This is a genomic window from Candidatus Gracilibacteria bacterium, from assembly GCA_010119145.1.
In the GTDB taxonomy this organism is placed as follows: Bacteria; Patescibacteriota; Gracilibacteria; order BD1-5; family UBA6164; genus JAACSU01.
The window spans coordinates 297,167-322,631 of record JAACSU010000007.1; the positions used below are offsets into that span (position 1 = coordinate 297,167).

General features: G+C 31.5%; 22 protein-coding genes and 2 tRNA genes. 17 read left to right on the forward strand and 7 right to left on the reverse strand.

Annotated elements, in window-relative coordinates:
- Positions 1-6 precede the first annotated feature (6 nt).
- Positions 7-1,296, forward strand: coding sequence for a DUF285 domain-containing protein (locus GW846_01895; GenBank protein ID NDK09507.1), 1,290 nt, complete (start codon positions 7-9; stop codon positions 1,294-1,296).
- 49 nt (positions 1,297-1,345) lie between these two features.
- Here GW846_01895 and GW846_01900 read toward each other — a convergent pair whose 3' ends face one another.
- Positions 1,346-1,732 (reverse strand): hypothetical protein, encoded by a 387-nt coding sequence (locus GW846_01900; protein NDK09508.1) that lies wholly within the window; start codon positions 1,730-1,732, stop codon positions 1,346-1,348.
- Positions 1,733-1,845: 113 nt separating this feature from the next.
- Between GW846_01900 and GW846_01905 the strand changes: the two genes are divergently transcribed.
- The 4 genes from GW846_01905 to GW846_01920 are packed head-to-tail and all read left to right on the forward strand — an operon-like array spanning position 1,846 to position 4,208.
- Positions 1,846-2,106, forward strand: a complete 261-nt coding sequence (locus GW846_01905) for a hypothetical protein (protein ID NDK09509.1) — start codon at positions 1,846-1,848, stop codon at positions 2,104-2,106.
- Positions 2,107-2,115: 9 nt separating this feature from the next.
- Positions 2,116-2,433, forward strand: a complete 318-nt coding sequence (locus tag GW846_01910; protein ID NDK09510.1) for a histidine triad nucleotide-binding protein — start codon at positions 2,116-2,118, stop codon at positions 2,431-2,433.
- Between the two features lie 3 nt (positions 2,434-2,436).
- The gene (locus tag GW846_01915; GenBank protein ID NDK09511.1) at positions 2,437-3,774 is read left to right on the forward strand and encodes a carbohydrate ABC transporter substrate-binding protein; all 1,338 of its coding nucleotides are present in this window, start codon (positions 2,437-2,439) and stop codon (positions 3,772-3,774) included.
- Positions 3,774-4,208, forward strand: a complete 435-nt coding sequence (locus GW846_01920; GenBank protein NDK09512.1) for a YigZ family protein — start codon at positions 3,774-3,776, stop codon at positions 4,206-4,208. The genes GW846_01915 and GW846_01920 overlap by 1 nt, the downstream gene beginning before the upstream one ends.
- A 69-nt stretch (positions 4,209-4,277) precedes the next feature.
- Here GW846_01920 and GW846_01925 read toward each other — a convergent pair whose 3' ends face one another.
- The gene (locus GW846_01925; GenBank protein NDK09513.1) at positions 4,278-4,583 is read right to left on the reverse strand and encodes a hypothetical protein; all 306 of its coding nucleotides are present in this window, start codon (positions 4,581-4,583) and stop codon (positions 4,278-4,280) included.
- A gap of 309 nt (positions 4,584-4,892) precedes the next feature.
- On the opposite strand from GW846_01925, the gene gatB reads away from it, so the two are divergent.
- Positions 4,893-6,329 (forward strand): Asp-tRNA(Asn)/Glu-tRNA(Gln) amidotransferase subunit GatB, encoded by a 1,437-nt coding sequence (gatB, locus tag GW846_01930; GenBank protein NDK09514.1) that lies wholly within the window; start codon positions 4,893-4,895, stop codon positions 6,327-6,329.
- Between the two features lie 123 nt (positions 6,330-6,452).
- Positions 6,453-8,639, forward strand: coding sequence for a hypothetical protein (locus GW846_01935; protein ID NDK09515.1), 2,187 nt, complete (start codon positions 6,453-6,455; stop codon positions 8,637-8,639).
- 44 nt (positions 8,640-8,683) lie between these two features.
- Here GW846_01935 and GW846_01940 read toward each other — a convergent pair whose 3' ends face one another.
- Positions 8,684-9,850 carry an ATP-binding protein gene (locus tag GW846_01940; GenBank protein ID NDK09516.1) on the reverse strand — a complete coding sequence of 389 codons (1,167 nt, stop codon included), beginning with the start codon at positions 9,848-9,850 and terminating at the stop codon, positions 8,684-8,686.
- Positions 9,851-10,086: 236 nt separating this feature from the next.
- Here GW846_01940 and argS point away from each other — a divergent pair, with 236 nt between their 5' ends.
- From argS to GW846_01955, 3 genes are read left to right on the forward strand one after another with little or no spacing between them, the layout of a single operon-like run.
- Positions 10,087-11,847 (forward strand): arginine--tRNA ligase, encoded by a 1,761-nt coding sequence (argS, locus tag GW846_01945; GenBank protein ID NDK09517.1) that lies wholly within the window; start codon positions 10,087-10,089, stop codon positions 11,845-11,847.
- A gap of 1 nt (position 11,848) precedes the next feature.
- Positions 11,849-12,499, forward strand: coding sequence for a class I SAM-dependent methyltransferase (locus GW846_01950; GenBank protein ID NDK09518.1), 651 nt, complete (start codon positions 11,849-11,851; stop codon positions 12,497-12,499).
- Between the two features lie 3 nt (positions 12,500-12,502).
- The gene (locus GW846_01955; protein ID NDK09519.1) at positions 12,503-14,728 is read left to right on the forward strand and encodes a bifunctional (p)ppGpp synthetase/guanosine-3',5'-bis(diphosphate) 3'-pyrophosphohydrolase; all 2,226 of its coding nucleotides are present in this window, start codon (positions 12,503-12,505) and stop codon (positions 14,726-14,728) included.
- A 46-nt stretch (positions 14,729-14,774) separates the two neighbouring features.
- On the opposite strand, the gene rpsO is transcribed toward GW846_01955, so the two are convergent.
- Complete coding sequence (rpsO, locus tag GW846_01960; protein ID NDK09520.1) at positions 14,775-15,044, reverse strand: 30S ribosomal protein S15; 270 nt, start codon at positions 15,042-15,044, stop codon at positions 14,775-14,777.
- Between the two features lie 207 nt (positions 15,045-15,251).
- Here rpsO and GW846_01965 point away from each other — a divergent pair, with 207 nt between their 5' ends.
- From GW846_01965 to GW846_01975, 3 genes are all read left to right on the forward strand, one after another.
- Positions 15,252-17,762: a hypothetical protein gene (locus GW846_01965; protein NDK09521.1), complete on the forward strand. Its 2,511-nt coding sequence runs from the start codon at positions 15,252-15,254 to the stop codon at positions 17,760-17,762.
- 84 nt (positions 17,763-17,846) lie between these two features.
- Complete coding sequence (locus tag GW846_01970) at positions 17,847-20,174, forward strand: penicillin-binding protein 2 (GenBank protein NDK09522.1); 2,328 nt, start codon at positions 17,847-17,849, stop codon at positions 20,172-20,174.
- Between the two features lie 69 nt (positions 20,175-20,243).
- Complete coding sequence (locus GW846_01975) at positions 20,244-20,639, forward strand: hypothetical protein (GenBank protein NDK09523.1); 396 nt, start codon at positions 20,244-20,246, stop codon at positions 20,637-20,639.
- A gap of 53 nt (positions 20,640-20,692) precedes the next feature.
- Here the strand turns inward: GW846_01975 and GW846_01980 are convergent.
- Together GW846_01980 and GW846_01985 are read right to left on the reverse strand one after the other, a co-directional pair.
- A tRNA-Leu gene (locus GW846_01980) sits at positions 20,693-20,776 on the reverse strand.
- 16 nt (positions 20,777-20,792) lie between these two features.
- Positions 20,793-20,867, reverse strand: a tRNA-Phe gene (locus GW846_01985).
- 223 nt (positions 20,868-21,090) lie between these two features.
- On the opposite strand from GW846_01985, the gene GW846_01990 reads away from it, so the two are divergent.
- Both GW846_01990 and GW846_01995 read left to right on the forward strand, forming a co-directional pair.
- Positions 21,091-21,348, forward strand: a complete 258-nt coding sequence (locus GW846_01990) for a (2Fe-2S) ferredoxin domain-containing protein (protein NDK09524.1) — start codon at positions 21,091-21,093, stop codon at positions 21,346-21,348.
- A gap of 3 nt (positions 21,349-21,351) precedes the next feature.
- A complete protein-coding gene (locus GW846_01995) occupies positions 21,352-22,851 on the forward strand; it encodes a cysteine--tRNA ligase (protein ID NDK09525.1) in 1,500 nt (499 codons plus the stop codon).
- 34 nt (positions 22,852-22,885) lie between these two features.
- On the opposite strand, the gene GW846_02000 is transcribed toward GW846_01995, so the two are convergent.
- On the reverse strand, positions 22,886-23,050 hold the full coding sequence (locus GW846_02000) for a nuclease (GenBank protein ID NDK09526.1): 165 nt from the start codon (positions 23,048-23,050) through the stop codon (positions 22,886-22,888).
- 157 nt (positions 23,051-23,207) lie between these two features.
- On the opposite strand from GW846_02000, the gene GW846_02005 reads away from it, so the two are divergent.
- Both GW846_02005 and GW846_02010 read left to right on the forward strand, forming a co-directional pair.
- Positions 23,208-24,437, forward strand: a complete 1,230-nt coding sequence (locus tag GW846_02005) for a M48 family metallopeptidase (GenBank protein NDK09527.1) — start codon at positions 23,208-23,210, stop codon at positions 24,435-24,437.
- A gap of 63 nt (positions 24,438-24,500) precedes the next feature.
- Positions 24,501-25,421 carry a hypothetical protein gene (locus GW846_02010; protein NDK09528.1) on the forward strand — a complete coding sequence of 307 codons (921 nt, stop codon included), beginning with the start codon at positions 24,501-24,503 and terminating at the stop codon, positions 25,419-25,421.
- Positions 25,422-25,465: the final 44 nt, after the last annotated feature.

Genomic DNA, 25,465 nt, shown 5'->3' on the forward strand with positions numbered 1-25,465 from the left:
GGGGCATTGATTGCACTAGCTCAGTTAATACCAAGAAATGGTAGATGATGGAGAGCAGTGAATAATCAGTTCCAATGTTTTGATGTGAACAACGATGGCAGATGTCCATTAGAATATTTATCAACAGGAGGATCTATATCATTACCTAATTCATGTTTAAATCCTATAAATGTATGAAAAATTGGGACTGAGGGGAAATGTTTAGATTTACTAATTGTCGATAGACCCTTGTTAGACAAAGTTGTAGCTTATGATAATGATAATACTCAACCGGCAGTAATTGTTGATGGAAAAACCTTTCGGACATTTCTTCCAGATGGAGTGTATACCGGTCAAGTCACAGATATGTCGTATGTTATAGGTGGAATGAATAATTTTAATAATGAAATATCATATTGGGATACGAGTAATGTTACAAATATGGAGGGGATGTTTTATTTAGCAAACGCATTTAATAAGCCAGTATCTTTTGATACCTCTAAAGTAACAAATATGTCTGCTATGTTTGCGACAACCAATGCTTTTAATTCACCTGTTTCGATTGATACCTCTAGCGTCACAAATATGGAATTTATGTTTTATCAAGCTAAGGTCTTTAATAATCCAGTAAGTTTTAATACTATAAATGTAACGAGTGTGTGAGCGATGTTTCGTGAAACACCTGTATTTGACCAAGTAATAAATTTTGACACTCGAAATGTAACAAATTTTTGAGCGATGTTTCGTGATGCAAAGAGATTTAATCAGACAGTAACCTTAAATACTTCTAAGTGAACAAATATGAATGCCATGTTCTATGGTACAGACTTATTCAATAAACCTCTTTCCTTTGATACGTCTAGTGTTTTGACAATGGATGGTATGTTTGCCTATGCAAAAGCATTTAATCAAGTACTGACATTTGATACTATAAACGTTACCTCTATGTTTATAATGTTTCAAGCTACTTTAGCATACAATAAAGCAATTAACTTTAATAGTTGAAATGTCACTAATATGGATAGTATGTTTAATAGTGCTGCAGCCATGAATAGTCCAATAACTTTAAATACCTCCAAAGTTACGAATATGTATGGAATGTTCAATCTGGCTAACAACTTTAATCAACCCCTAAATTTTAATACATGAAATGTAACTAATATGATTGGTATGTTTAATAGGGCCACAAAATTTAACCAAGATCTTTCTGCGTGGTGTGTCAGTAAAATTTGAACTAAACCAAGTTTATTTGATAGTACTACTACCGCGTGGGTCAAAACAAGTCGTCAACCAAAATGGTGAGTAGTTTGCCCATAGTATAATAAAAAAACTCTCAAATTTGAGAGTTTTTTTATTATACAATTTCTTATAAATCATTAAGCATAGCGAGTATTTCATCTGGATTTTCATCTTTCCCGTTTTTATTATCTTCTTCTTTCGCAGCAGCAACTTTCTTCTTTCCTTCTTTTACCTGCATTTCTTGCCATTCTATGAGATGTTTTTCATTGAGAGATTTAATTTCTTTTTGATATTTTACTTCAAGTTCTTGAAGCTTTTTCTTTTCTGTTTCTAAAATATCATACAACCTATCAATTTGAGGATCAGTCATCGATGGCATAATATCAAACCAATATTGTCGTTCGTCATTATCCATAGATTCAGTTGCAATGATTAGAGTCACTAATTCTGGGTATTTAGCTTGTAGCTCATCTGAGATTGTGAAGTCTACATCCTCTTTTTTTATAGTAGCCATTATTTTATATTTGAGTTGAAATAATTGATACAAGTATTATACCCGTGTTCTTAAAAATTTGCAAAAAAAAATAAGAAAGCTATACTTTTTTTATAGTTTTTAATTAAAAATCCATGCTGGCAGTGTACCTTTGAATTTATATATTCCTACTCGCTATACTTTGGGGATTTTTCTTTGTTGCTCGTCATCATGCACTTAAATTTTGATGATATAGTAGTAACATAGCTCCAGTAACTAATGTACTCTTTATTGTTATGATTGTGCTAAGTATAGTTGGTGCTGTTATGATATTTAGTCTGGATTTACAAAATTCATTTATAGAGCTCCCTACCATTGATTCAAGTGAAACTCCAGCTCAAGAAGTTTACTATTAGATTTATATTATGACGAGTATTTTTACAAAAATAATAGATTGAGAAATCCCAAGTGAAAAAATCTACGAAGATGAATATATTATAGCTATATATGATATACATCCTCAAGCAAAAACACATATACTTATTATTCCTAAAAAGGAAATTCCTACGATTAATGACCTACAAGAATCTGATAGAGAATTGATTTGAAATATGTTTCTGGTTGCAAAAAATATTGCTTTAGATTTAGGGATTCAAGAGGCTTACAAATTACGATTTAATGTTTGAGAAAAAGCGGGTCAAGAAATATTTCATATACATTTACATTTAACTTCAGAAATTTAAAAAATGACTAAAAACAAAATATTTTTCATAATAATCTGAATCTTAGTTTTTATCGGACTTATTTATTTTGCAATTCAATTATGAAACTCTGGAACTCAAAAAACTGGTACAAAGGCAAGCCCAGGTGATTTTCAAGTTTGGATTTTAGAAGATGATATCGCGTGACTTAAAGAGTTCACTGATTGATTTAAAGAGTCATATCCAGCTTACGCGTCACAAAATATAGTGGTTGAAAGCTTTTCTGATACTCAAGCTTATTATAATTCACTTTCCTCGGCATTTATGCAAGGAATTGGACCCGATGTCTTCGTCCTACCAAATTCTGAAAGTTCAATTTTTGAAAATCAAATTTCTGTCATTGATCCTAATACGATAAGTCCTAACGATTTTAGATTAGATTTTAAACCTATTTTTGGAAATGATCTCATTGTTTCAGATTCAGAAGATTCAACTATAGAGTATGTAAAGTGAATTCCTCTGTGATATGAAGCATTGTGATTATTCTACAATAGAAAATACTTTCTTCGACCATCAGATCTCACAACTTGGGAAGATATTCTTGTAGAAATAAACACTATTAAGGAGAGATATTCAGATATTGTGCCAATAGCACTTTGAAATTGATTTGGAGTAACCAGAGCTGCATCCATCATATCAGCATTTTTAGTTTTAGAAGGAACTGAGTCACTTGTTAAAACTAACACAACCCAGAGTAGACAAGCCCTTTCTATTTATACAGCCTTTGGCCAAAAAGATTGAGATAATAGATACAATATTATTTCAGCACCGTTTTTGAATAATACTGACATTGAGTTTTTTACTCAAGGTGATGTGGCTTCTATGGTATGATATCCAAGAGATTTACTCAAGATTGATGATATTTGATATCAATCCACTCTCTTGTACGCAACACCTTTTCCAAGTTATTCTGGAAAGGATAATATTTCGAGTATTAAATATAATTATTTTGTTATAAATAAAGATTCAGTGAAACAAAGTATGGCAAGTGAATTACTGAGTTATATGGCTACAGCTGAATGACAAAATGCGTTTCAAGAAATATATCCTTATTATCTTCCAACAAGTGTTGCAGGGGAATCAGAGATATTAGAGCGAAAAATACTCCCAGAATACAATATAATATATAAAAATTTTATTGACCAAACTGCAACTCAAGTGAGTTTTGATGTATGAGATGTAAATATATATAATAATAGACTGAGAGAAATATTGGATCAACAATCCTGATATGAAACACTTTTTGATTCTATGAAGGCTTATGTAGTTTGTACTGCTACGAAGCAAACAACACTTTTAAATCTCTCTAGCCCTTGTAAATAATGGTATTTCAGGAATGACAATTTTCACTTTGATTCGAGGACAGTTTTACTCCAAATAAAGTGAAAGAAATATTTAAAGAAATTATTATAGATAGAAAATCCAAATACACTGTGATTTTACTAAAAGTAGATAGTTTTGAAGCTGTAAAATGAGCTATAAAAGATATACAATCTGATCATTATTTTAAAAAAGCAAGCCATAATAGCTATAGTTACAGAATTAAGGAAGAAAATTGAAGTATTTTAGAGTGAAAAAATGATGATGGAGAACAAGGAGCTGGACTTTGTATCCTTAGAGAGCTTCAAAGAGTCAATGCTCAAAATACTATGCTGGTAGTCACGAGGTTTTATTGATGAATACAACTTCATAACGACAGATTTAAAAATGTTATAAATGCGGCTAAAATAGTTCTACCTGACGAGGAAGCGCATTAAATATAAAAGAATGGATATAAAAAAAGACTCTCGTAATCGAGAGTCTTTTTTTTTAGATAAACGTAAAAATTACATTGCACTTAAAGATTCTTTAAAATGTTCGAATAGGTGATTAATAAGGTCATCTAGATTTTTATAATCCTCACGTTCAAAACGAAATGATTTTCCATCAAGATTTGCTTGAATCTTTCCATCAAAGAGTCACTTTTTATTTTTATCAAGTGATACTTCAATAGTTCCTTCTGCATCTTCTTTACTAAACTTATTTAGATAGTTATCAAGTTTTGTAGAAAGATTGTGTTCTACTAATTTATCAACAACTTCTTTATCGTTTTGCATATCTGAACCAATGTGCGTTAAAATTTTTACTTCCATATGTTTGTGTTTTAGAATATATTGCGAGATTTATAATAAAAAACTTGAAGCGCAATTCTCATTTTTTATTATGTAACTATCTCATGAATAGGAGGCTTATGTATGGATATGAAGGCTTAAAACATACTTTACACAGTTCCAACTATAAAAAAACGTCCCACTAAGTCTATCATAATGCTCTGCAAAATCAAGAAAATTATTATTTTTTTTTAATATGTACTTTTAGAGTGAAAAATCTTTGAAAATAAGAAATTTAAAGTAGTATATATCACGAAAATCAATTATATAATTAGTTATTAGAATCAATACATGAAATACGAAAAAGTTATCGGACTTGAAATACATGTCAGAGTAAAATCAAAAACAAAAATGTTTTGTAGTTGCCAAAATGCTGTAGAACTTGCAAGCGAGGCTAACATTCACGTTTGTCCTATTTGTATGTGATTTCCAGGACAACTTCCTGCAATAAATAAAGAAGTTGTAAGACTTTGAGTTGTTGCTTGAATGATGATGCAGTGCGAGATTAACAAAGTTTCAAGATTTGATAGAAAGAGTTACTTTTATCCTGATCTTCCAAATAGTTTTCAAACGACTCAGTTATTTGAACCGATTGTAGGAGCATGAAAGGTTGAAGTACTTATAGGTGATGAACAAAAAAGTTTTGATATACATCATATGCATTTAGAAAATGATGCAGGGAAGCTCTCACATGCAGGTGGAAAAACTCTTTGTGATTATAATCGAGCAGGGAGTCCACTTATGGAGATTGTAACAATGCCTGTGTTTCATGATAGAGATGAGGTTATGGAATTTCTCAAGGAACTTCAAAAAATTATGAGAGCAGCTGGAGTAAGTGACGCTGATATGGAAAAATGACAACTCAGATGTGACGTGAATATGTCCATTCGACCAGAATGAAGCAATGAACTTTTTAACAGAACAGAGCACAAAAATGTTAATTCATTTTCTGCTATCGGAAGATGTATTGATACAGAGTACAAAAGACAAGTTAAAATCGTAGAAGCTGGAAATGAAGTAGTACAGGAAACTCGAGGATGGGATGATGCTACTGGAACGAGTAGTTCTCAACGTTCTAAAGAAGATGCTATGGATTATAGATATGTTCCAGAACCGGATATCCTTCCAATCGTACTTGATGATGACTTTTTAGATGCCTGTAGAACTCAAGTTGTTGAGCTTCCAAATACAAAAAGACTTCGATATCTCAGTGAATATAAGCTTTGAAATGACGATGCTCGTATTCTTACTGCAGATTCAGAACTCTCTAAATACTTTGAAGCATTAGTATCTCTCTCAAATGATCCTAAAAAATCATGCAGTTATATAACTTCAGTACTTTTATGAATGATGAACGAAAGTAACAGTGTGTCATCTATAAGTGATCTTAGATTTGATATCAAAGAACTTTCAAGAGTTATAGAACTCGTTAACTCTGATGAATTATCATCTACAAACGCAAAGTCAGTCATCGAAAACTTATTTAATAACTGATGAAATGCAGATACTATTGTAGATTCAAATAATCTTCGTCAAAAAAATGATTTATGAGCACTTGAATGAATTGTCGATCAAATTATCTCTGAAAATCCTGAACAAGTAGAAGATTATAAATCATGAAATGAAAGAGTCTTTTGATTTTTCATCTGACAAGCAATGAAAAAGTCAGCAGGGCAATGAAATCCAAAAGTATTTACAGAGATTTTTAAAAAGAAACTCAATACTTAAACAAATTCAAAACTATAGAATACTAAAAGTACAGACATCTCTGTGCTTTTTTTGAGACCAGATTTTTGCAGACTTATTCTTTTTATGATAGAGTTAGAGTATATTTAATCAAAATATTGAAATATGGTATTGCAATCTATCACATCCTACATAAAAATAAATAAGAAAATACTCTTTTTTATCGCTTGAATCCTATGATTCTGGCTTCTTAGTTTTTCTTGAGCATTTGCAGCTCCAAGTAATTCTACATGAATAACGCAAGAGCAAGGAGATAAGCTCATTAATATACTGAATATGATATTGAGTGGAGCTGGGGCAATTTTAGCGATTGTAACTTCATTTATTTCAATATTCCTCTATCCAGGTTGGGTAAATGGTACTATGTTTGGCTTACAAGATTATCTCAAAGAGATTTGGATTCTCGTTTCCAACGTAGTATATTTTGTATTTGCTGGGATACTGATTGTTATAGCGTTTATGAATATTATCTGAAAAGGTGATGGGACATGGGAACTCAAGCAAGCAATGCCTAAGTTTATTATCGGGGTACTCATAGTACCATTTTCATGGTTTGCTGTACAGTTTCTCTTATCTCTCTCAGCAATTCTTACAGTATCAGTACTCACGCTTCCATATAACAGTTTTCAAAATCAACCACTATATTCTCAAGCACTTGATAACAGTGAAATTGCAGATCAAAAGTTTTGTAAAGATATTATTATATCTTTTTCACAAGATTTTGGATGACAAGCTACCACTAATCTTGTAGAATGACAAGAAACTCAATTTGATGAAAATATTCGCTGTAAATGAGAGGAAGGTTGAGAAGGTATGGTGAGCATAAAAGATATCATTTCTGGAGAATGAAATGCCGAAGGGTTAGATAACAATATATTTGGTGTTATCAATGTTTATACGTATTGAATATTGCGTGTTCAAGACTTAGATACGGTAGAAAATGTAAATTTACAGTTTGTGAAAGGAATATTTGACCTCATATTTAAAATACTCTTTGATCTTCTCTTTGTAATTGTCTATATGCTCCTTATGGTTGCTCTATTTTTAGCACTTCTCACAAGATGAATTCGTTTATGGATTTATATGATGCTCTCTCCGGTATTTGGTCTATTATACTTTTTATGAAAAGCTTGAGAAGAATGATCAGAATCAAAATTTACCCCAAAAGAATTCATAGCACTCGCATTTGTTCCAGTATATGTTGCAGCTGCGCTAGCCTTTGGTCTCACATTCATTATGGTTGCTTCAGAAGGAATAAAACAAAATGCTAGTACTGATGACATGGATACACTTAATGCAGGATGATTTAGTCTTAGTATAATCTGAGCACATGGTTCTGGTCCTGAAGAAGTTTCAGTAATTTGAAAACTCATAGTAGAATTATTCGGAGTCGTGATACTCTGGATTGCTGTAATTGCAGCACTCAACACATCTGCAACTACTAAAGCGATTATAGCTCCTATCACGGCATTTTGAGCTTCAGTCTGAAAACTTGCAGCTGCTGCGCCAACTTATGCGCCGATTATTCCAACTGGAAATGGTTGAATGAGTATTACTTGATTGCAACAAGTAGGATCATCAGTGAGTTCCAAATTTCAAACTGATGCACAAAATAGAGGAACTGAATTTGCTAAAAATTTACCATGAATGAATGATGATGGTTCAATGGATTTATCTCAAAAATCTATTAATGCTTTAACTAGATTTGAGAACGATAGCGATAAATTAACTTCTGAGTCGTTTAATGAATTGAAATCAGCAGTTGAAACATGATGAGATATTAAAAAACTATCAAGACATCCAGAATTTCTAAAAACTATTAATACTATAGTTGAAAAAGATCCTATGTTTGCAAATATAAAATCAATGGGAAATATTTCAAATTGAGAGGAACAAAGAATGGCTCAATTATTATCTGAAATGGATTTAGTAATAAGTAAAACTAAACCAGGATTATGAGATTTACTTGTAGATGAAGAGAAATGAACATCTGCATCAGTTGCGAGTGTTGACGCAAGAATAAAATGAACTTCATCATCAGCTTGAGATACTGTAAATAATATTACAATATCTTGAGTATGAGGTGCAGCGACTAGTACTTACACGAGTCCAGAACAAGCAGGTCAGGCATTTGCAAGTGATAGTACCTACACTTCAGCAAACGATGTAAAAGCTAAGCTGAATACTGAATGAATAGATGATGATGATGTAGTAAATGCAGTAGTTGTAGCATTTGAAGCATGAAGAAAAAACACTTCAGATTCAAGTAATACAGATAGTTGAACTGTATAAAAATATATTGAGAATAATAAAAAAAATCCCTTTAGGGATTTTTTTTATGTATAAAGTATTTCCATAAAGTCAGATAAATTTCAAATTACGACTCCTTCTTCTTCAAATTTTCTCATAGCGAGATCATCTTTATTTTCTATGAGGACAAATTTACTGGAACTATCTCAGAGTTTTGCAAGTTTGCGAGCTGTTTTTCGTATTTCATTTCTATCTTGAGACTTCTCGATTGCAATACTGATTACTCTCATATTTTTTTCTGCACGAAATGAGAATTGAAACCTTCCACTGAGTCATCCATATACGACGAATCAGTTTCTCATAAATTCTAAATAAATAAGATTTTCGAGAATATCATCAGAATGTGAAAATGCAGTTTTAATCCCCACGTCTCCAAAATAATATATAGCTTGAGATTGTATGACATTATCTTGTTTAATATCATAGAGGTAGCATCTATAAATGAGTTTTGTGTTAATTGCAGCACTGAGGTATTCAATCATTGTGAGAAGAGATATTTCTATAGAGTGTGCAGCCAACTCTCTATGGAGATTTCTCATAGATTGAAAAGAGTCACATTTTGATAAAAATGTCATTATTTGATAAAACAAATTTATATTTTTTATGCTGTATGACTCCAGAATATCTCTACTTACTATATCGTGTTTGAGGGCTTGTAGTAAAAACTGCTTATATGATATTTCTGGAACTACTCTCACCTCTGAGATTCCACCAAATTGAATAAGCTCTCTTTTTTTTATATCTATTCATAAAGGAAATAGCTCGATTTCTTTTACTCATTCAATCTTTATATTGTTTCATACTATGACAATTTTATACTTTTCAGTTTTTATGAGCTGAGAAATAAATCATTTTATTCCTTCAATCATATTTATATTTTGAAGAATAATTATTTTGGGTATTCCATATATTCTTATAAACATATCTAAAAGAGTGATTAAATCAGACCGTTCTCTAATAACTCAGAGTGTATCTATATCTGAGTTATAATAAAAACAAGATTCAAAACTGTGAGTCTTTTTGAGTAAGGAATGTATGAGCTTAGATTTTCAACTATGTCGAATTCAAGAAACACTCAGTATCCTTTCAGTATTGAGGTAATGAACAGCAAGTGACACTTCACTATCCATTGGATGATAGAGTTTAAGTTCTTTAATGAATCTAATATTATTTTCAAGAAGTTCTTCGAACATATGTTATTTTTAGAGGGTGTTTTACTTATTGTAAATATATTTTAAAAAATACAAATATAATTCTTATTTTGTTATAGTTCAGTTGTATGAATTCATTATAAATACTATTAAATCTAGTGTAAACCTAATAATAAATACTTAATAATAAGATTAAAATTTTTACTTACGAAACAGCCTTTGAGAAATATGATTTATGACTATAATTTAGGTATATACTTATATTAAGAATAGTTATTATGTACTTGGAACTTCAAAAATATTTTACATCACTTATTGATCGCGAGCTCAATATTACATTGCATGACATTACATTTGATACTCCACCAAAAAAAAATATGTGAGATCTAACATTTTCTTGTTTTACTCTCGCGAAAGAACTTAAGAAATCACCGATTGATATAAGTAATTTGTTGTCTGAAGCAATTAATAATGATGAAAATAAATTTCAAGATATTGAAAAAGTATCAGCAACGGGACCGTATCTAAATATTTATTTTAATGAAGAGAGTATAGCTCTGAGTTTTGAGAAGTTTATTCAAAATAACAGTTTATATTGAGAAGTATCAAAAAATAAAAATACTCATATTTATATTGATTATATCTGAGCGAACGTAGGTAAGCCACTGCACATTTGACATATGTGTACTCCAAATCAAGGTCAAGTGTTTATTAATCTATTTAATAAATTAGGGTACACCGTTATAAGTGATAGTCATATATGAGATTGGGGGATTATTTTTTGAAAACTTATTGTTGCTTTTGAAAAGTATTGAGATGAAGTTGCTTTAAAAGAAGATGCTGTTGAACACTTATTTCAACTTTATGTGAAAATATCAAATGACAGCGAAACTGACGCGTCTCTTGATCAACAATTTCGAGATGCCTTTAAAAAATTATCACAGTGAGACACTAAAATGGTTGATAACTGGACTCGATTTACCAAGTTTTCCATCCAAAAAATGGATGAACTTTTGGCGAGATTTTGAGTATTTCCTCAGTATGATATTTGAGAGAGTTTTTATGAATGACTTTGACTCCCAAAAATGCAGGATTATCCGGATCTTATAACTCCTATGCACGAAATTGTTCGTGAACTCATTTCTATGAATATTGCTACGAAAAATGAAGATGGTTCAGTCTGAATTGTGTTTCCAGATGAATTAAAACTCCCTTCATGTATCCTGCAAAAAAGAGATGGAACACACGGCTATCTTGCAAGCGACTTAGCAAGTATTAAATACAGAATGCAAAACTGGAATCCAAGTAAGATAATATATTTTGTAGATGTGAGACAGCAGCTTCATTTTAAACAAGCTTTTGCCATATCGAGACTTGCAGGCTGGCTGAAAGAAGAAACTGAAATTACTCATGCTCACAACTGATTTGTGAGTCTTAAAGATGGTGCAATGAGTACAAGAAAATGAAAAATCATAAAACTTGAAAAACTGCTGGACGAGTGAGAATCCAAAGCAAAAGAAATTATTCTGCAAAAACGAGATGATATTAGTGAAGAAAAAATAACAGAACTTCAAAAAATAATCTCTCTTTGAGCTATAAAATACTGATACCTTAAAAAATCTCGAGAAATTGATGTGATATTTGATTGGGATGAGTTTATGACTTTTGATGGGAATAGTGGACCATATATACAATATGCCTACGTGAGAGGGAAGAAAGTATTAGAAAAAAGTAAAATAGTATGAGTGAGCCAAAATTTGGTTTACTCAGAATCAGAAGAAAAAGATCTTATTAAAAAAATTTTAGACTACCCATCAATTGTCCTTAAATCAGCAGAAACATATCATGCACATATAATTTGTATTTATCTCTTTGAACTCACGAAACTCTTTAGTAGTTTTTATGCAAATGTTCAAGTTATTGACGACAGTTTAGAAAGCTCTGTTAAAAATTCAAGACTTGTTCTAGTATCTCAATTTCTAAAAATTATAGAAGAGTGATTTGAGATTCTTGCGATTCCACTTCCTGACGAAATGTAATATGGTAGATTATAATCAATTTTGAAAGACATTTGCAGCTTCTCGGAATAATATGAAATGGGAAGAAATTATTTATTTTTTTTCTAATTTAAAAAATAAGCCATCAATTTTAGATGTGGGTTGTTGAAGTGGAAGATTATTAGAGCAGTATTATTGATATTTTAAACTATATCCAGTTGAGTATGTATGAATTGATCTCTCAAGTGAACTCATTTGAGAAGCGAGATCATCATTTCCTGATTTTGATTTTAGAGTTTGAAATATGTTAGAACTTGAGTCTCTTGTTTGAAATATTCAGTTTGATTCAATTTTTAGTATTGCTTCATTCCATCATCTAAAAAGTTATGATGATAGAAAATCTGTTTTGAAGCAACTCTATTCAATTTCTCAAAAATGAGCCACAATCTATATGACACATTGGGCCCTAGATTCAAGTCTCAACAAAGATAAATACGCATCATCTAAAATTGATTGAAGCGAGAATAAATTTGGTTCAACTGATTATAGTGTTAAAATAGGAGCTCATACAAGATATTATCATAATTTTACACTTAAGGAATTAGATACACTTTTTAAAGAAGCCTGATTTAAAATTTTGGAAAATAGACTCTTTGATAACAAACGAAATATTATTTCAATTTTACAAAAATAATACATGAAAAGCTACGAACAACACATAAGTATTATTGACAAACAAGTTGCCGATATCATCAAACGTGCTCAAGCATATATGCAAGATCAGGATGAAGCAATTATTTCTGTTGAAATCTTAGAAGCTTATGAGTTTGCAAAAGATGCTCATAAAAGTGAATCTCGATTATCAGGAGAACCATATATCTCTCATCCAGTTGCAGCGACTGAAATACTGCTTTCTCTTACTCCTGATATAGCTACTATTCAAGCTTGTTTGCTTCATGATGTTATTGAGGATACTCCTTTTACCTTTGATGATATTCTCGAATCTTTTTGAGAAGATGTAGCTAATCTTTGTTACTGAATGGAGAAACTTGAAAAAGTTCGTTATAGATGAGAAGATAGAGCTATTGGAAGCTTACGAAAAATGTTCATCGCTATGGCAGATGATCTGAGAGTTATTTTTATTAAGCTCTCAGATAGATTGCATAATATGCAGACTCTCATTCACCATCCAAATCCAGAAAAACAGCAACGAATAGCTCTTGAAACATTGAACATTTATGTTCCTATTGCTGGGAGGCTTGGTTTATACAAGATGAAAAACGACTTAGAGGATGAGTGTTTTCATATACTACACCCTGAAGATTACAATAAACTCGTATGACAACTTAAAGATTTAGCAAATACACGACTTGAGTTTCAAAACTCTGCTATCTTAGAAATTCAAAAGTTACTGTGATGAATTGATTTGGCTCATAAAGTTGATTTTAGGATTAAATCTCCATATTCTATCTACAATAAAATGCAGAGAAAATCAATAGAGCACCCAAGTGAGCTCTATGATATTTATGGTATTAGAATCGTAGTTCCAACTGTTGCTGATTGCTATAGGGTACTTGGTGAAATCCATGGGAAATGGAGAACACTCCCGAATAGATTCAAGGATTATATCGCTCTTCCAAAACCTAACGGATACCAGAGTCTCCATACGACTGTTATATGATTTCTTAAAAATTTCACCTCTCAACCTACTGAAATACAAATAAGAACAGAGGAAATGCATAAACGAGCTGAAATTTGAGTTGCAGCTCATTTTGAGTACAAAGAAAAATGAAGCAAAATAGCAACTGAAATTGATTGGGTAAACGACCTGAAAGATATGGTCGATAGTATTTGAAACAACGATCTTTTATCATCACTCAAGATAGATACTTTTCGAGATAGAATCTTTGTATTTACCCCAAAGTGAGATTTAATAAATCTTCCAACAGGGTCTACTCCTATAGATTATGCGTATCAGGTACATACTGATTTAGGAGATCATATTACCATTGCGAAGGTTAATGGAGTAGTTCATCCACTTGATAAAGAATTGAAAAATTGAGACGTGGTAGAAGTAATTATTGATAAAAATAGAAAACCAAGTCCTTTTTGGCTCTGATTCGTACAAACTATCAAAGCAAAAAATAATATCAAAGCCTATTTAAGAAAATGAAATAAGGATTCACACAGAGATAGAGGAAAAGAAATTATAAACTGATACCTAGAAAAATCATGACTATCTGCGCTAGATAAGGACCTCACAATTTTAAAGGTTATAGATGGAAGAGAGTTTTCGACAGAGGAGCGTCTTCCACTCTTAGAGCAAGTTGGGAACTTTTCAAGTACTCCATCAGCGCTTATTAAACGAATACTGAAGCAAAATAAGATTAATTACCAATCAGAACGAAAGCTTCAAAATCCTGATTATATAGAAGTAGATGAAACACAAGAGAGGGAGCAAAAAGAGATTATGATAGGGGGAGAGGATGATATTAGTTACAGAACATGTAAAAACTGTATTTGAGATGAGATTCCTAATCAAATTGTAGCTCATATAAATTCTCGAGGTCAGTTTACTATTCACGCAAGAGATTGTACTGTGCTTGAAACGGTCAACAAAGAACGGCTTATGAATGCATATGTGAAATGAGGCGAAAGTGTATCTTTGTTTCGAATTACTTTTTTACTAGAAAACAAAATTTGAATCCTCAAAAAAATAAGTGAAACCCTTTATACTATGGGAATAAATATAGATGAAATACACACTCATAAGAATTCATCTTCTCAAACACTTCTTACTCTCTGAATTGAAATAGCTGATTATGATTATCTCATCGTCGATAGATTTATAGAAAGAATTCGTACATTTTTATGAGACGCGCTCATTGAGTGCAAGATTAAAGAAATCAAAAATCCAACGTAAAAAGTGCACAAAAAAAAAGAACCCTTCTGAGGTTCTTTTTTGTGTATTACTTTCTAATTTCAAGAGCAGCAATAACTTCTTCATATTTTTCTTGGCTTTTTCTTTTTAAGTATGCAAGCATTTTTCTTCTTTTTGCAACCATAATCATAATCCCTCTTCTTGAATGATTATCTTTTTTATGTTCTGCAAGATGTTCTTTAAGATTTTCAATTTTTGCTGTAAGAATTGCAATTTGCACTTCAGCTGATCCTGTATCTTCTTTTTTATTAGCAAATTTTTCAATGATTCCTTGTTTGTCTGATTTAGTAACTACCATGTTGTATTTTTTAAATAATAAATTGTGTAATAAACCGTAAAAATACATCAGTAAATTACAAAAAATATTATAGGAATAAAAGCTTGTATTGCAAAATAAATATTTAAAAAAGCTGAATAAATACCTGACTTCGTCAAGCTAAAATTATAGTCTCAATCGCAAAAATATGATATTTTGAACTCTATATACTTTCTATAATTACATTTTATGTGAATAGAACAATCAAATTTTGAGGCAAACAGAAATAAATATATAGATTTCAGAGATGCTTTTTCTGATTCACTATTAAGTGAGCAAGAGCAAACAGATATAGAACAATCATATTACCAAGAATGTGAACAAATTCATGATGATGCTCAGACACTCTGCGATGAGCTACAAAATGAAATCCTCCAATATCAATCAATGACTGAAATGTCTCGCGAAGAAGTAAAAGATCTTCAAATAATTTCATGAGCTCAAGATATAGATGGTTTGAGAGGACCAAATACCTTTGCCTATTATAAAAATCTCATAAGTTTATTTTGAAATCTCAACATCAAGAGTCCTAAAGAAACGTATAATGTTCTTTATTCTCATTGTGAAGATATATTTAATTCTCAAGATACGATAGATGAGAAAAAAAATATTCAAAAATCAGCATGAAGTGGTACTGATTGAGTATTTTGACCAAATACCTTTCAAGCAATCATGCAAAATATACATAATTCTAATGAGTTACAAGATTTATTTTTAAGTAAATCTGTTCTTACTATTGAAGATGAAACAAATTCTCTCAATGATGTTATAGGAAACGAAAATATGTCAGAAAAAAATGATGAATTGCTTAGTAATGAACTCATAGAATGAAGTGATGGGGATTTGAATCTACAAAAAAATTGAGAAAATGAATCAGTAAATACTACATGAGAGAAAAATGAATCAATTACTAATTTTCAAAATCCTGAAAATATAGAAATAAATACTTTGAGACTTTGAATGACAGAAATTGAATTTGAGGCAGCTAAAACTGCTGTTAAAAATTCATCAGAATATATAGATGCAAGTAAAATTGCTAAAAAATTATCGAGTGATCAGAAAAAGAATATCCAAATGATATCTTGAGCTCATATTGATTGACAATTTTGACCTGAAACATTTTTATATTTTAAATCTTGTGAATTGTACCAAGCATGATTTAGTCTTGAAGAAACAGCTGATTCAAAGAAAATTGTTACTCAATCAGATTTAGAAACTTTATTGTGAAGAATTCAAAGTACCTACAATGTAAGTGAAGACATAACGAATGAAATGTTCTGACCACTTTCAATAGGTGATTATATTTTATATGATGTATTATGGTGAGAAATGACTCATTATGATATAGAATCTTGAAGAAAATGAACGATAAATGTAGCAAAAGGTATAAATGATAGTATTAGTGAAGCATTTACTCAAAATGATTTTCATTCAATATTAAACACCTTAAACAGGATTGGAGATAGCTCAGAAAAAATAAAATACATTGAGATGTTATTCTCATATATAATGGAGCAGGAATTATTTAATGAGGCTCGAAGCATGTTTACTACGAAAAGTATAATTGCTTGAAGAGACACTTATACTATAGATTTTAAATGAAATAAAGAACTTGGAGATAAATTTACTGCGAACATTCTTTTTAATGATCAAGATTATCTCATTTCAAATAATGAGGCTTATTCTCGACAATGAGAAAATTATATATCTATAGACTGATCAAATAAAAGACTTGAGTTAAAAAATAATTCTGAAATTTCAATACCTACTGAAGCGGATAAAAATCATATAGACACAAATATTAATGAATCTGAACAAAAAGACATAGTCAAAAATAAAATTGAAGATAATCTCATACAAGTATTTGAACAGTGAGATGTTGAATCTATTCTTTTGTATTGTAAGTTATTTTCTGATGCAAAGAAAAGAGTCTTACTGTATAATATTAAGCAATTAAGCAGGACAGAGCACTGATTTGATGCAGTTAGAAATGTTTTTGCAGTAGAAAATTCTAACTGAAATTTTATTTTTCAAAGCTTCAAGGACGCACCTTGAGTAGGATTAATATTTGAAAATGGTTTGACAGCATTTGATTTATTTTGAGATTATAAAACTGTTGAATCTAATTGAACTCAATACCACTCAATTTCAGATTTTGATTATACATCAGCGTGAAATAGATTATCTATTAGAGAGGGGAGTGAAATAAATATAGTTGAATCATCTTTCAGAGAAGAATCAGAATTTAAAAAAATAGGTGAAAATCCGCAATTATCCGGTGAGCTTGGGAAGTGGATTCAACGAAATTATGTAAATAATTGAAATAATAGTTGTTGAGCTTCTTGCTGAGATGCGATGACAAATTTTTGAATTAGGGGACTTCCACAGTATTGAAGAGACTGATATAAATGGAAATGATTCTTAGAGGCGAGACCAAACCAATTTACTCGGGTTGCAATTTCCCATCCCAATGAAGCAAAACCTGGTTGAATCGTAACATATTGACAAAATGCTGAGCGATGAACAAATGTGAGAAAAAAATACTGACACGTTGAAATAAAAGGGCTTGATTGAGATTTTTATAGTTATTATCACAGTAATATTCCCGGAGGATCATCAAGATCACAAGCAACTTGAAACCAATACAAGAGACATACATGATTTGAATGATTTGCATACTACCCTAAGAGTAGAGCATAATAAGAATATATTTAAGCATTTTACATTTTCAAATTTATAAAAAATTAGTAAAATAACTATAAGATTTTTATAGTTATTTTTTTTATGAACCCTCGAAAAAAGACTCGTTTTGTAGATGCATTTTTTGAAATTTTTGATAGATATCCGAGAGAATACTTTGTGTATGTATTTTTTTTATTGTTTTTTTGAGCAATAATTTGGGAAACTTTTTCCTATACCGTTATAAATTACTGATTTTATAACTCTCTTGCATATAATCAACAAGTGTGAGAAGTCGAAATACCCGTTACACGCTGAACGCTTTATTCTGCAGCTACGACAACTTTAGAAAATTGAAGTGTATTTTGAACGAGTGTAGATCTTAATGACCTAGCAATCGATCCACAAATAAAATGAGATAAATGAAAACTTTGAATATTTCTCACAAATCTGGTCTATAAAGAGATTTGTTATCTTAAAGAGAGCGAAGAGTGTTACAATGATATGCTCAGGTTCCTGAAAGTACTTGAAATTAATGATTTTAACCAAGAAGAAGAATATCTCAAATGACTTATTTCTAAAGAAATAGTAGAGAGAATTTCTAAAACGAAAGTCACTGCTGTAAGACTCAAGGATTCTCTCTCTCCTGACGAAGAATCTCAAACCATAAAATGGGGAATCAAAGGAGTGTATCCTGGTCCAAATGGATTGTATGTTAATCCAGAGGAGCTTGTACAAGTAGAAGCATTTGTTGAGAAATATATAGATTTATTTTGAGGGGCTGAAAAAGATGTACTGACTTCTATTCGAAAAAGAGATTTGAGATATATTCCTATATACAGAAAATTATCACTCCTCGCTTCAGATGAGTTATCTCAGTATATTTCAGATGAAAATCAAGCACTGAGCCAATGAGTAATAGAAGATGAAGATTCTATTGGGTGATTTATGATTCTTAATCCTCACGCACAGAGAATATATCCAGAAAGAGATGTAGCGTCGCAACTTATTTGATTTATAGATAGTGAGTGAAGATGACATTATGGAATTGAGGGATATTTCGATGATATTTTAAAGTGAAGTCCATGAGAAAAAGTCAGTAAAAAAGACACTCAAGGCAGAACGATAGATCCAATTTCTCTCGATGAGGATGAACTATGAGCTTTAGAATGAGCAAATGTGTATACTACTATTGATAGAAATATTCAAAAGACAGTAGAGCAAATATTAGAAGCTGGGGTCAAAAAATATAGAGCTAATAAATGAACGGTAGTAGTCATGGATCCACACACTGGTAAAATCCTTTCAATGGCTAATTATCCAAATTATGACCCAAACAATCCTTGAGATGTATATGACTTAGAAAAAGTCACCTGAGATAAATACCCTAATCCAACTACAGATTTATTATGACGATCAGTATTTGTAGAGGATACGGTGAGAGGTGATGCGTTTATTTATGATGGAAAAGAAATTTTTCTTCGAGAAGCAGATAGATCAGAATATGGTGAAAATGATATTACAAAATATATATACAAAAATAGTTTTGGTGCATGAGTGTATCAAAACGACGCAATATCAAGTTTATATGAACCTGGGAGTATTATGAAGGCTATTACAGTTGCTGTATGAATCGATACTGGTGAGATTAAACCATATGATATGTATAACGATGAGTGAAAGGTATCTATTGATAGTTTTACAATTTCAAATGTTGCGAAAGAATGTCTGGGGTACAATACTTATGTAAATGCACTCAATTTTTCTTGTAATGTTTGAATGATCCGAATAGTACAAAAAATAGGAAGAGCTCTTTTATATAAATATTATTTAGATTTCGGTTTTGCTGAAGAAACATGAATTACTCTCTCATGAGAAGTTTCAAATAAAATAGAACCTTATGAACGTTGGTCTCAAGCGAAGCTTCTTACAAGTTCATATGGATTATGAGTTGCAGTGACTCCGTTGCAAATGGCTTCTGCCTATAGTGTTATTGCAAACGGGTGAGTATATATGAAACCCTATCTCATTGAAAAAATTGAGTATCCTGATGGAAGAACTACTATATATGAACCTGAAGCACAGAGAAGAGTATTGAAAGAATCAAGTTCAGAAATGGTTATAGATATGCTTGTGGATTGAGTAGAGAACTGAGTTGCAAAAGCATGAGGGATTGAGTGATTTACCGTAGCAGGGAAGACTTGAACTTCTCAAATTGCTTATAAAGGGTGATATGAGTGAGGGGCAGCTGCTACTAATGGTTCATTTGTATGATTTGCACCAGCAGAGGATCCACAAGTAGTTGTGCTTGTTAAACTTGAACGTCCAAGATCAAGTCAATATGGTGGTTCAACTTCTTCATTTATATTTGCCGACATTACTCGTGAGATTCTAGAATATTATGGAATTCCAAAAAAAGTAGTTCCTGAGTAAACTGAAAACTATCTTGACTTTACTAGATAATACATTATATATAATGTATTATTTTTTATATAATGTAGTATGTCAAAGCAAAAAATGAAAGAAGAAAGAGAAGATTTCTTAGCTGAAAATATTTCTGAGTGAATGAAATTTCAAGTTATAGAAAAAAATAAATTATCTAAAAGAGATCTAGATTGAGAGGGAATATCTGTTATTTGAATGTCTAATTTTAAATTTAAAAGAGATGATATTATTAAAATAGAAGAATCATGAAAAAAGTCAGTTACTTTTTATGTTGAAAGAGAGTGAAAAAAATTTAAAAACGATCAAGACAAAACTGTTTATTTTAAGTTTAATAGACTTATATTTGTTCAAAGATTTGAAAGCTTCACGGACTTAAATAATATTGTTGATAACATTACTGATGTGTATGCGTGAGAAATTTCTGATATTATGTGAAAGAAAAATAAAAAATAAACAATAAAAAAACTCTGAGATATCTCAGAGTTTTTTTATTGTTTATTTGCTTATGGTGCGGAAGAAGGGAGTTGAACCCTCACACCTTGCGGCACACGAACCTCAATCGTGCGTGTCTACCATTCCACCACATCCGCATTTTAAAATTTTGTATGGTGCCGAGAGGCGGATTTGAACCACCGACACAAGGATTTTCAATCCTCTGCTCTACCCCTGAGCTACCCCGGCATTTAAAATTTTATGCACCAACATTATTCACAGCAATGTACGTAGTCCTACTAGATACTTTAGCCCTGCAGCTACCCCGGCATTTACATTTGTGTAAACAGCTTTATTTAAAGCGTAGCAATTATATGAGAAAATGAGATTACGCAAATATTTTTTTCATTTTTTCGTTTTTGAGATTTTAGTTCTATCGGTACAATACAAAAAATACATACAATATACACCTATGAATAACATCCAAGTTTGCACCTGAATGAGCTGCAAAGCAAAGTTTAGTACATATATCACCCAAAGATTGAAAAACGATATAAAATTTCATAACATTAAAAACACAGAAGTTTCAGAAACGATGTGTATGAACTTTTGTAAAAAGGCTCCAAATATTAAACTTAATTGAAATATTGAGCATTATATGACTCCTGTAAAAGCTTCCGAACTCCTTATGCAACGTACAAATTATAAAAAACCTACTCAAAAAAAATAATCTATGCAAATATATAACACACTTACGAGACAAACAGAAGCATTCAAACCAATTCGATTTCCAGAAGTTAAAATGTACCAGTGTGGTCCAACAGTGTATAATAACGCTCATATTTGAAACCTGAAAACTTCAATTATTGAGGATACAATTGCGAGAACGCTCAACTTTCTTGGATATAAGGTAAAAATTACGATGAATATTACAGATGTCGATGACAAAACCATTCGTGATAGTCAGGCAGCAGGGAAGTCTCTCAGCGATTTTACACAGTGATTTACTGAAATATTTCTCAGTGATTTAGAAAAATTAGGGATTGAACTTCCAGAAAATATTAAACCAGTGACTGAACTCGTTCCAGAAATGGTTCGAATGATTCAAACTATGCTCAATAGAGGCTTTGCCTATCTTGCTGATGACGGAAGTGTGTATTATAGTATTTCGAAATTTAAAAAGTACGGGAATCTTGCAAATCTTGATATGTCTGGAATGAAAGAATCAGTGAGAATAGACAATGACGAATATGAAAAAGACGTCGCTGCTGATTTTGTACTTTGGAAAGCTTGGAAAAAAAGTGATGGAGAAAATTTTTGGGAAGAATCTTTTGAAATTCCTACATTTTGAGAGAATGCCGTAAAAATCAAAAATCAAGCTCAAAATATTTTAGATAAAAAGACCGTAGTACTCAAAGGAAGACCAGGATGGCATATTGAATGTAGTGCGTGTGCGATGAAATATTTTGGAGCACAAATAGATATTCATATGGGGGGAGAAGATCTCATATTCCCACATCATCAAAATGAAATAGCACAAAGTGAAGCGTGTACTGGGAAAGAATTTTCAAAATATTGGCTTCATTCTGGACACTTGATGGTTGATGGGAAAAAGATGAGTAAATCACTTGGCAATTTTTATACTCTCAGAGATCTAGAAGAAAAATATCCAAACGAGTCTCGATTGTACAGAGCTTTTAGACTCTCATGCATCAATGGACTCTATCGAGATCAAATCAGTTTTAGTTTTGATAAACTAGAACAAAATATTCAAACCATTAAAAATATTGATAACACCAGTAAAAATTTAGCTCGTTTTGAAGCTGAATATTCATGAGTTCGACCTGAGTTTCGAGACTATATGCAGGATATAATGGTTGATTTTATAGAGTCACTAGAAAATGATTTTTCATTTCCCGAAGCACTAGCCACACTCTTTGAACTTACGAAATATATAAACTCTGAGCTTGCAGACAAGAAACTCACGTCAGATGAAGTAAATAGTTGTGTTGATATGCTCCTAAGTTTCAACTCTGTGTTTGGTATTGTAGATGAATCAATATTTGAAGGGGGAGAAGATATCCCAGAAGCAATACTTCACTTAGCAATTGCCAGAGACGAAGCCAAAATTGAAAAAAACTTTGAACTTTCCGATAAACTTAGAGCAGAGATTATAGCTGCGTGATATAGTGTTGTTGATACGAAGCAGGGAACAGTGGTAGAAAAAAGTTAAACTATAAAAAAACTGAGAATTTTTCTCAGTTTTTTTATTTTCAAATTAACTGTAACTTATTTGCTCGAGTGAGTTTTTTTATTTCTATTTCTCGTTTTGAAGCACTCGATCTATCATCAGAGCTTTCAGAATACACGAGTTCAACAGGAGAGCGTGCTTTGGTGTACTTTGCACCACCTGGAATTTCTCAGTTATGCATTTTGAGTCGTTTCTCAATATTGTTAGTAATTCAAGTATAGAGAGAATCATCAGAGCATTTCAGAATATAGACGAAGTACATATTTGAGAGAAAAATAATTTCTAATTTCAGTATTTCCACTTAGAATACCTATATATTTATTTCTTACCAATTTTTCATGTCAGTTCAAACTATTTTTATTCTCATTATATCTATATTTATAGCTGAGACTCTTCTCACAAAAGTACTTGGATATCTCAATACCCTTCGTTGGTCTGATACTATACCTGCTGAACTCTCTGATATTTACGATGCGGACAAATATGCAAGTTCTCAAAAATACGAACGAGCAAAGTATACTTTTGGATGGTACAGCTCTATTCCATCATTTATTATTATGCTCCTTATTTTAGTATTTGGTGGATTTGGATGGTTGGACGATTTTTTTAGACAATATACGCAAAACGAAATACTTTTGGCATTGTATTTTTTTGGGACCATTTCTCTTCTTTCTAGCATTATTTCACTCCCTTTTTCTTACTATTCAACCTTTGTAATAGAAGAAAAATTTGGATTTAACAAAATGACAAAAAATCTCTTTTTTGCTGACGCGCTAAAGGGGCTTCTACTCTCAGCTCTTATTTGAGCTCCTTTATTGAGTTTAATAGTATTCATCTATCTTACATTTTGAGCAAGTTTCTGGATCTATGCTTGGATACTTACGACATTGGTTTCACTCTTTTTTATGATGTTTTACTCAAGTCTCATTGTTCCTCTTTTTAATAATCAAACTCCTCTTGAAGATTGAGAACTCAAAACAGCCATTGGAGCATTTGGGGACAAGGTTTGATTCAAACTCGATAATATCTATGTTATTGACGGAAGTAAACGAAGCTCAAAAGCGAATGCCTATTTCAGTGGATTTTGACCTAAAAAGAGAATAGTTCTCTTTGATACACTTATAAAAGACCTCACGACTGAAGAACTCGTTGCAGTATTAGCACACGAAATTGGTCATTATAAAAAACGTCATACCCTTCAAATGTTGGCTCTTGGGACGATTCAAACCTGAGTTATACTCTTTATTTTCTCACTCGCTCTTGCTGTTCCTGCTGTTTCACAAGCTCTTTGAGGTCAAGTTCAAAGCTTTCATCTCGGTGCAGTGGCATTTGGAATTCTCTTCACTCCAATTTCAATGATTTTTGGGATGATATCAAGCATATTTTCTCGAAAAAATGAATATGAAGCAGATGCTTATGCAAAAGAAAATTATTCTGGAGAACATCTCTCTCAGGCTTTGATTAAACTTTCGAGAAATAATCTCTCTAATCTGAGACCACATCCAGCCTATGAGTTTTTCTATTATTCTCATCCTACCGTTTTAAAGAGACTTCAAGCACTGAAATAATTTTTACAACGGTGATTGGATATGTTATACTGGGGATATATATTATATATTTCCAGTTTTTTTATGTTTAAACGACTTTTGAAATACGAAGTGCTGAAGGATTGAGCATTTTATGATAGAGATACATATGAAAATATTTTTCATGATCCCGACAGTAGACTATGAAAAAAACTCAATACTTTCATCGTAATTTGTGTCATTTTAAGTGTGTGAGTTCTGATTATAGAAACAGTACAGTGACTCCCGTATTCATGGTATCTCAATCTATTTTTTGCTGATGCCTTAGTTTCTATTATTTTTTTATTGGAGTATCTCTACCGGTTCCTTCGTTCAAAAAGTAAACTACTCTTTCCCTTCAAAGCATTTAATATTATCGACCTACTCTCCTTTGCTCCATTTTTTCTCATGTTTTTCTTTCCTGCTTTATCGTGACTCGCAATTTTAAAAGTTTTAAGACTTCTTCGAATTATGCGACTTTTTGAAGTATCGGCTCATTCACCGATAGCTTTGTGATTTCTAAAAACTATTCGAGAATACCATAAAGAATACAAAGCTATTTTCAGTATTTTTATGTCTCTGCTCATAATTATATCGAGTTTTGTGTACTATGTTGAGTTTCCTGTCAATCCAACATTTTCATCAATTCCGCAATCACTGTGGTGGTGATTTGTGACTATGTCTACCGTGTGATACTGAGATATGGTACCGGTAACTGCAATATGAAAAGTATTTTGAGTATTGCTTATTCTTCTAGGACCAGTTCTCCTAGCAGTAATTTCGTCAATCACCATACTTGTATTTATGGACGTGGCTGAGAGTCAAAAAATTACAGATTCGAAAATATGTAGAACCTGTAAAACTAGAAATAGCGAACATGCAAATTTCTGCCTAAACTGTGGAGAACAACATTTCACCGATATTATATCACCGGAGCATATTCGTACCCCACTCAAGTGATTTATGAAAAAATTATTTGGGAGGTAGATAATCCCTACTTTTCTTTGATTTATAGCACTATTTGAGTATAA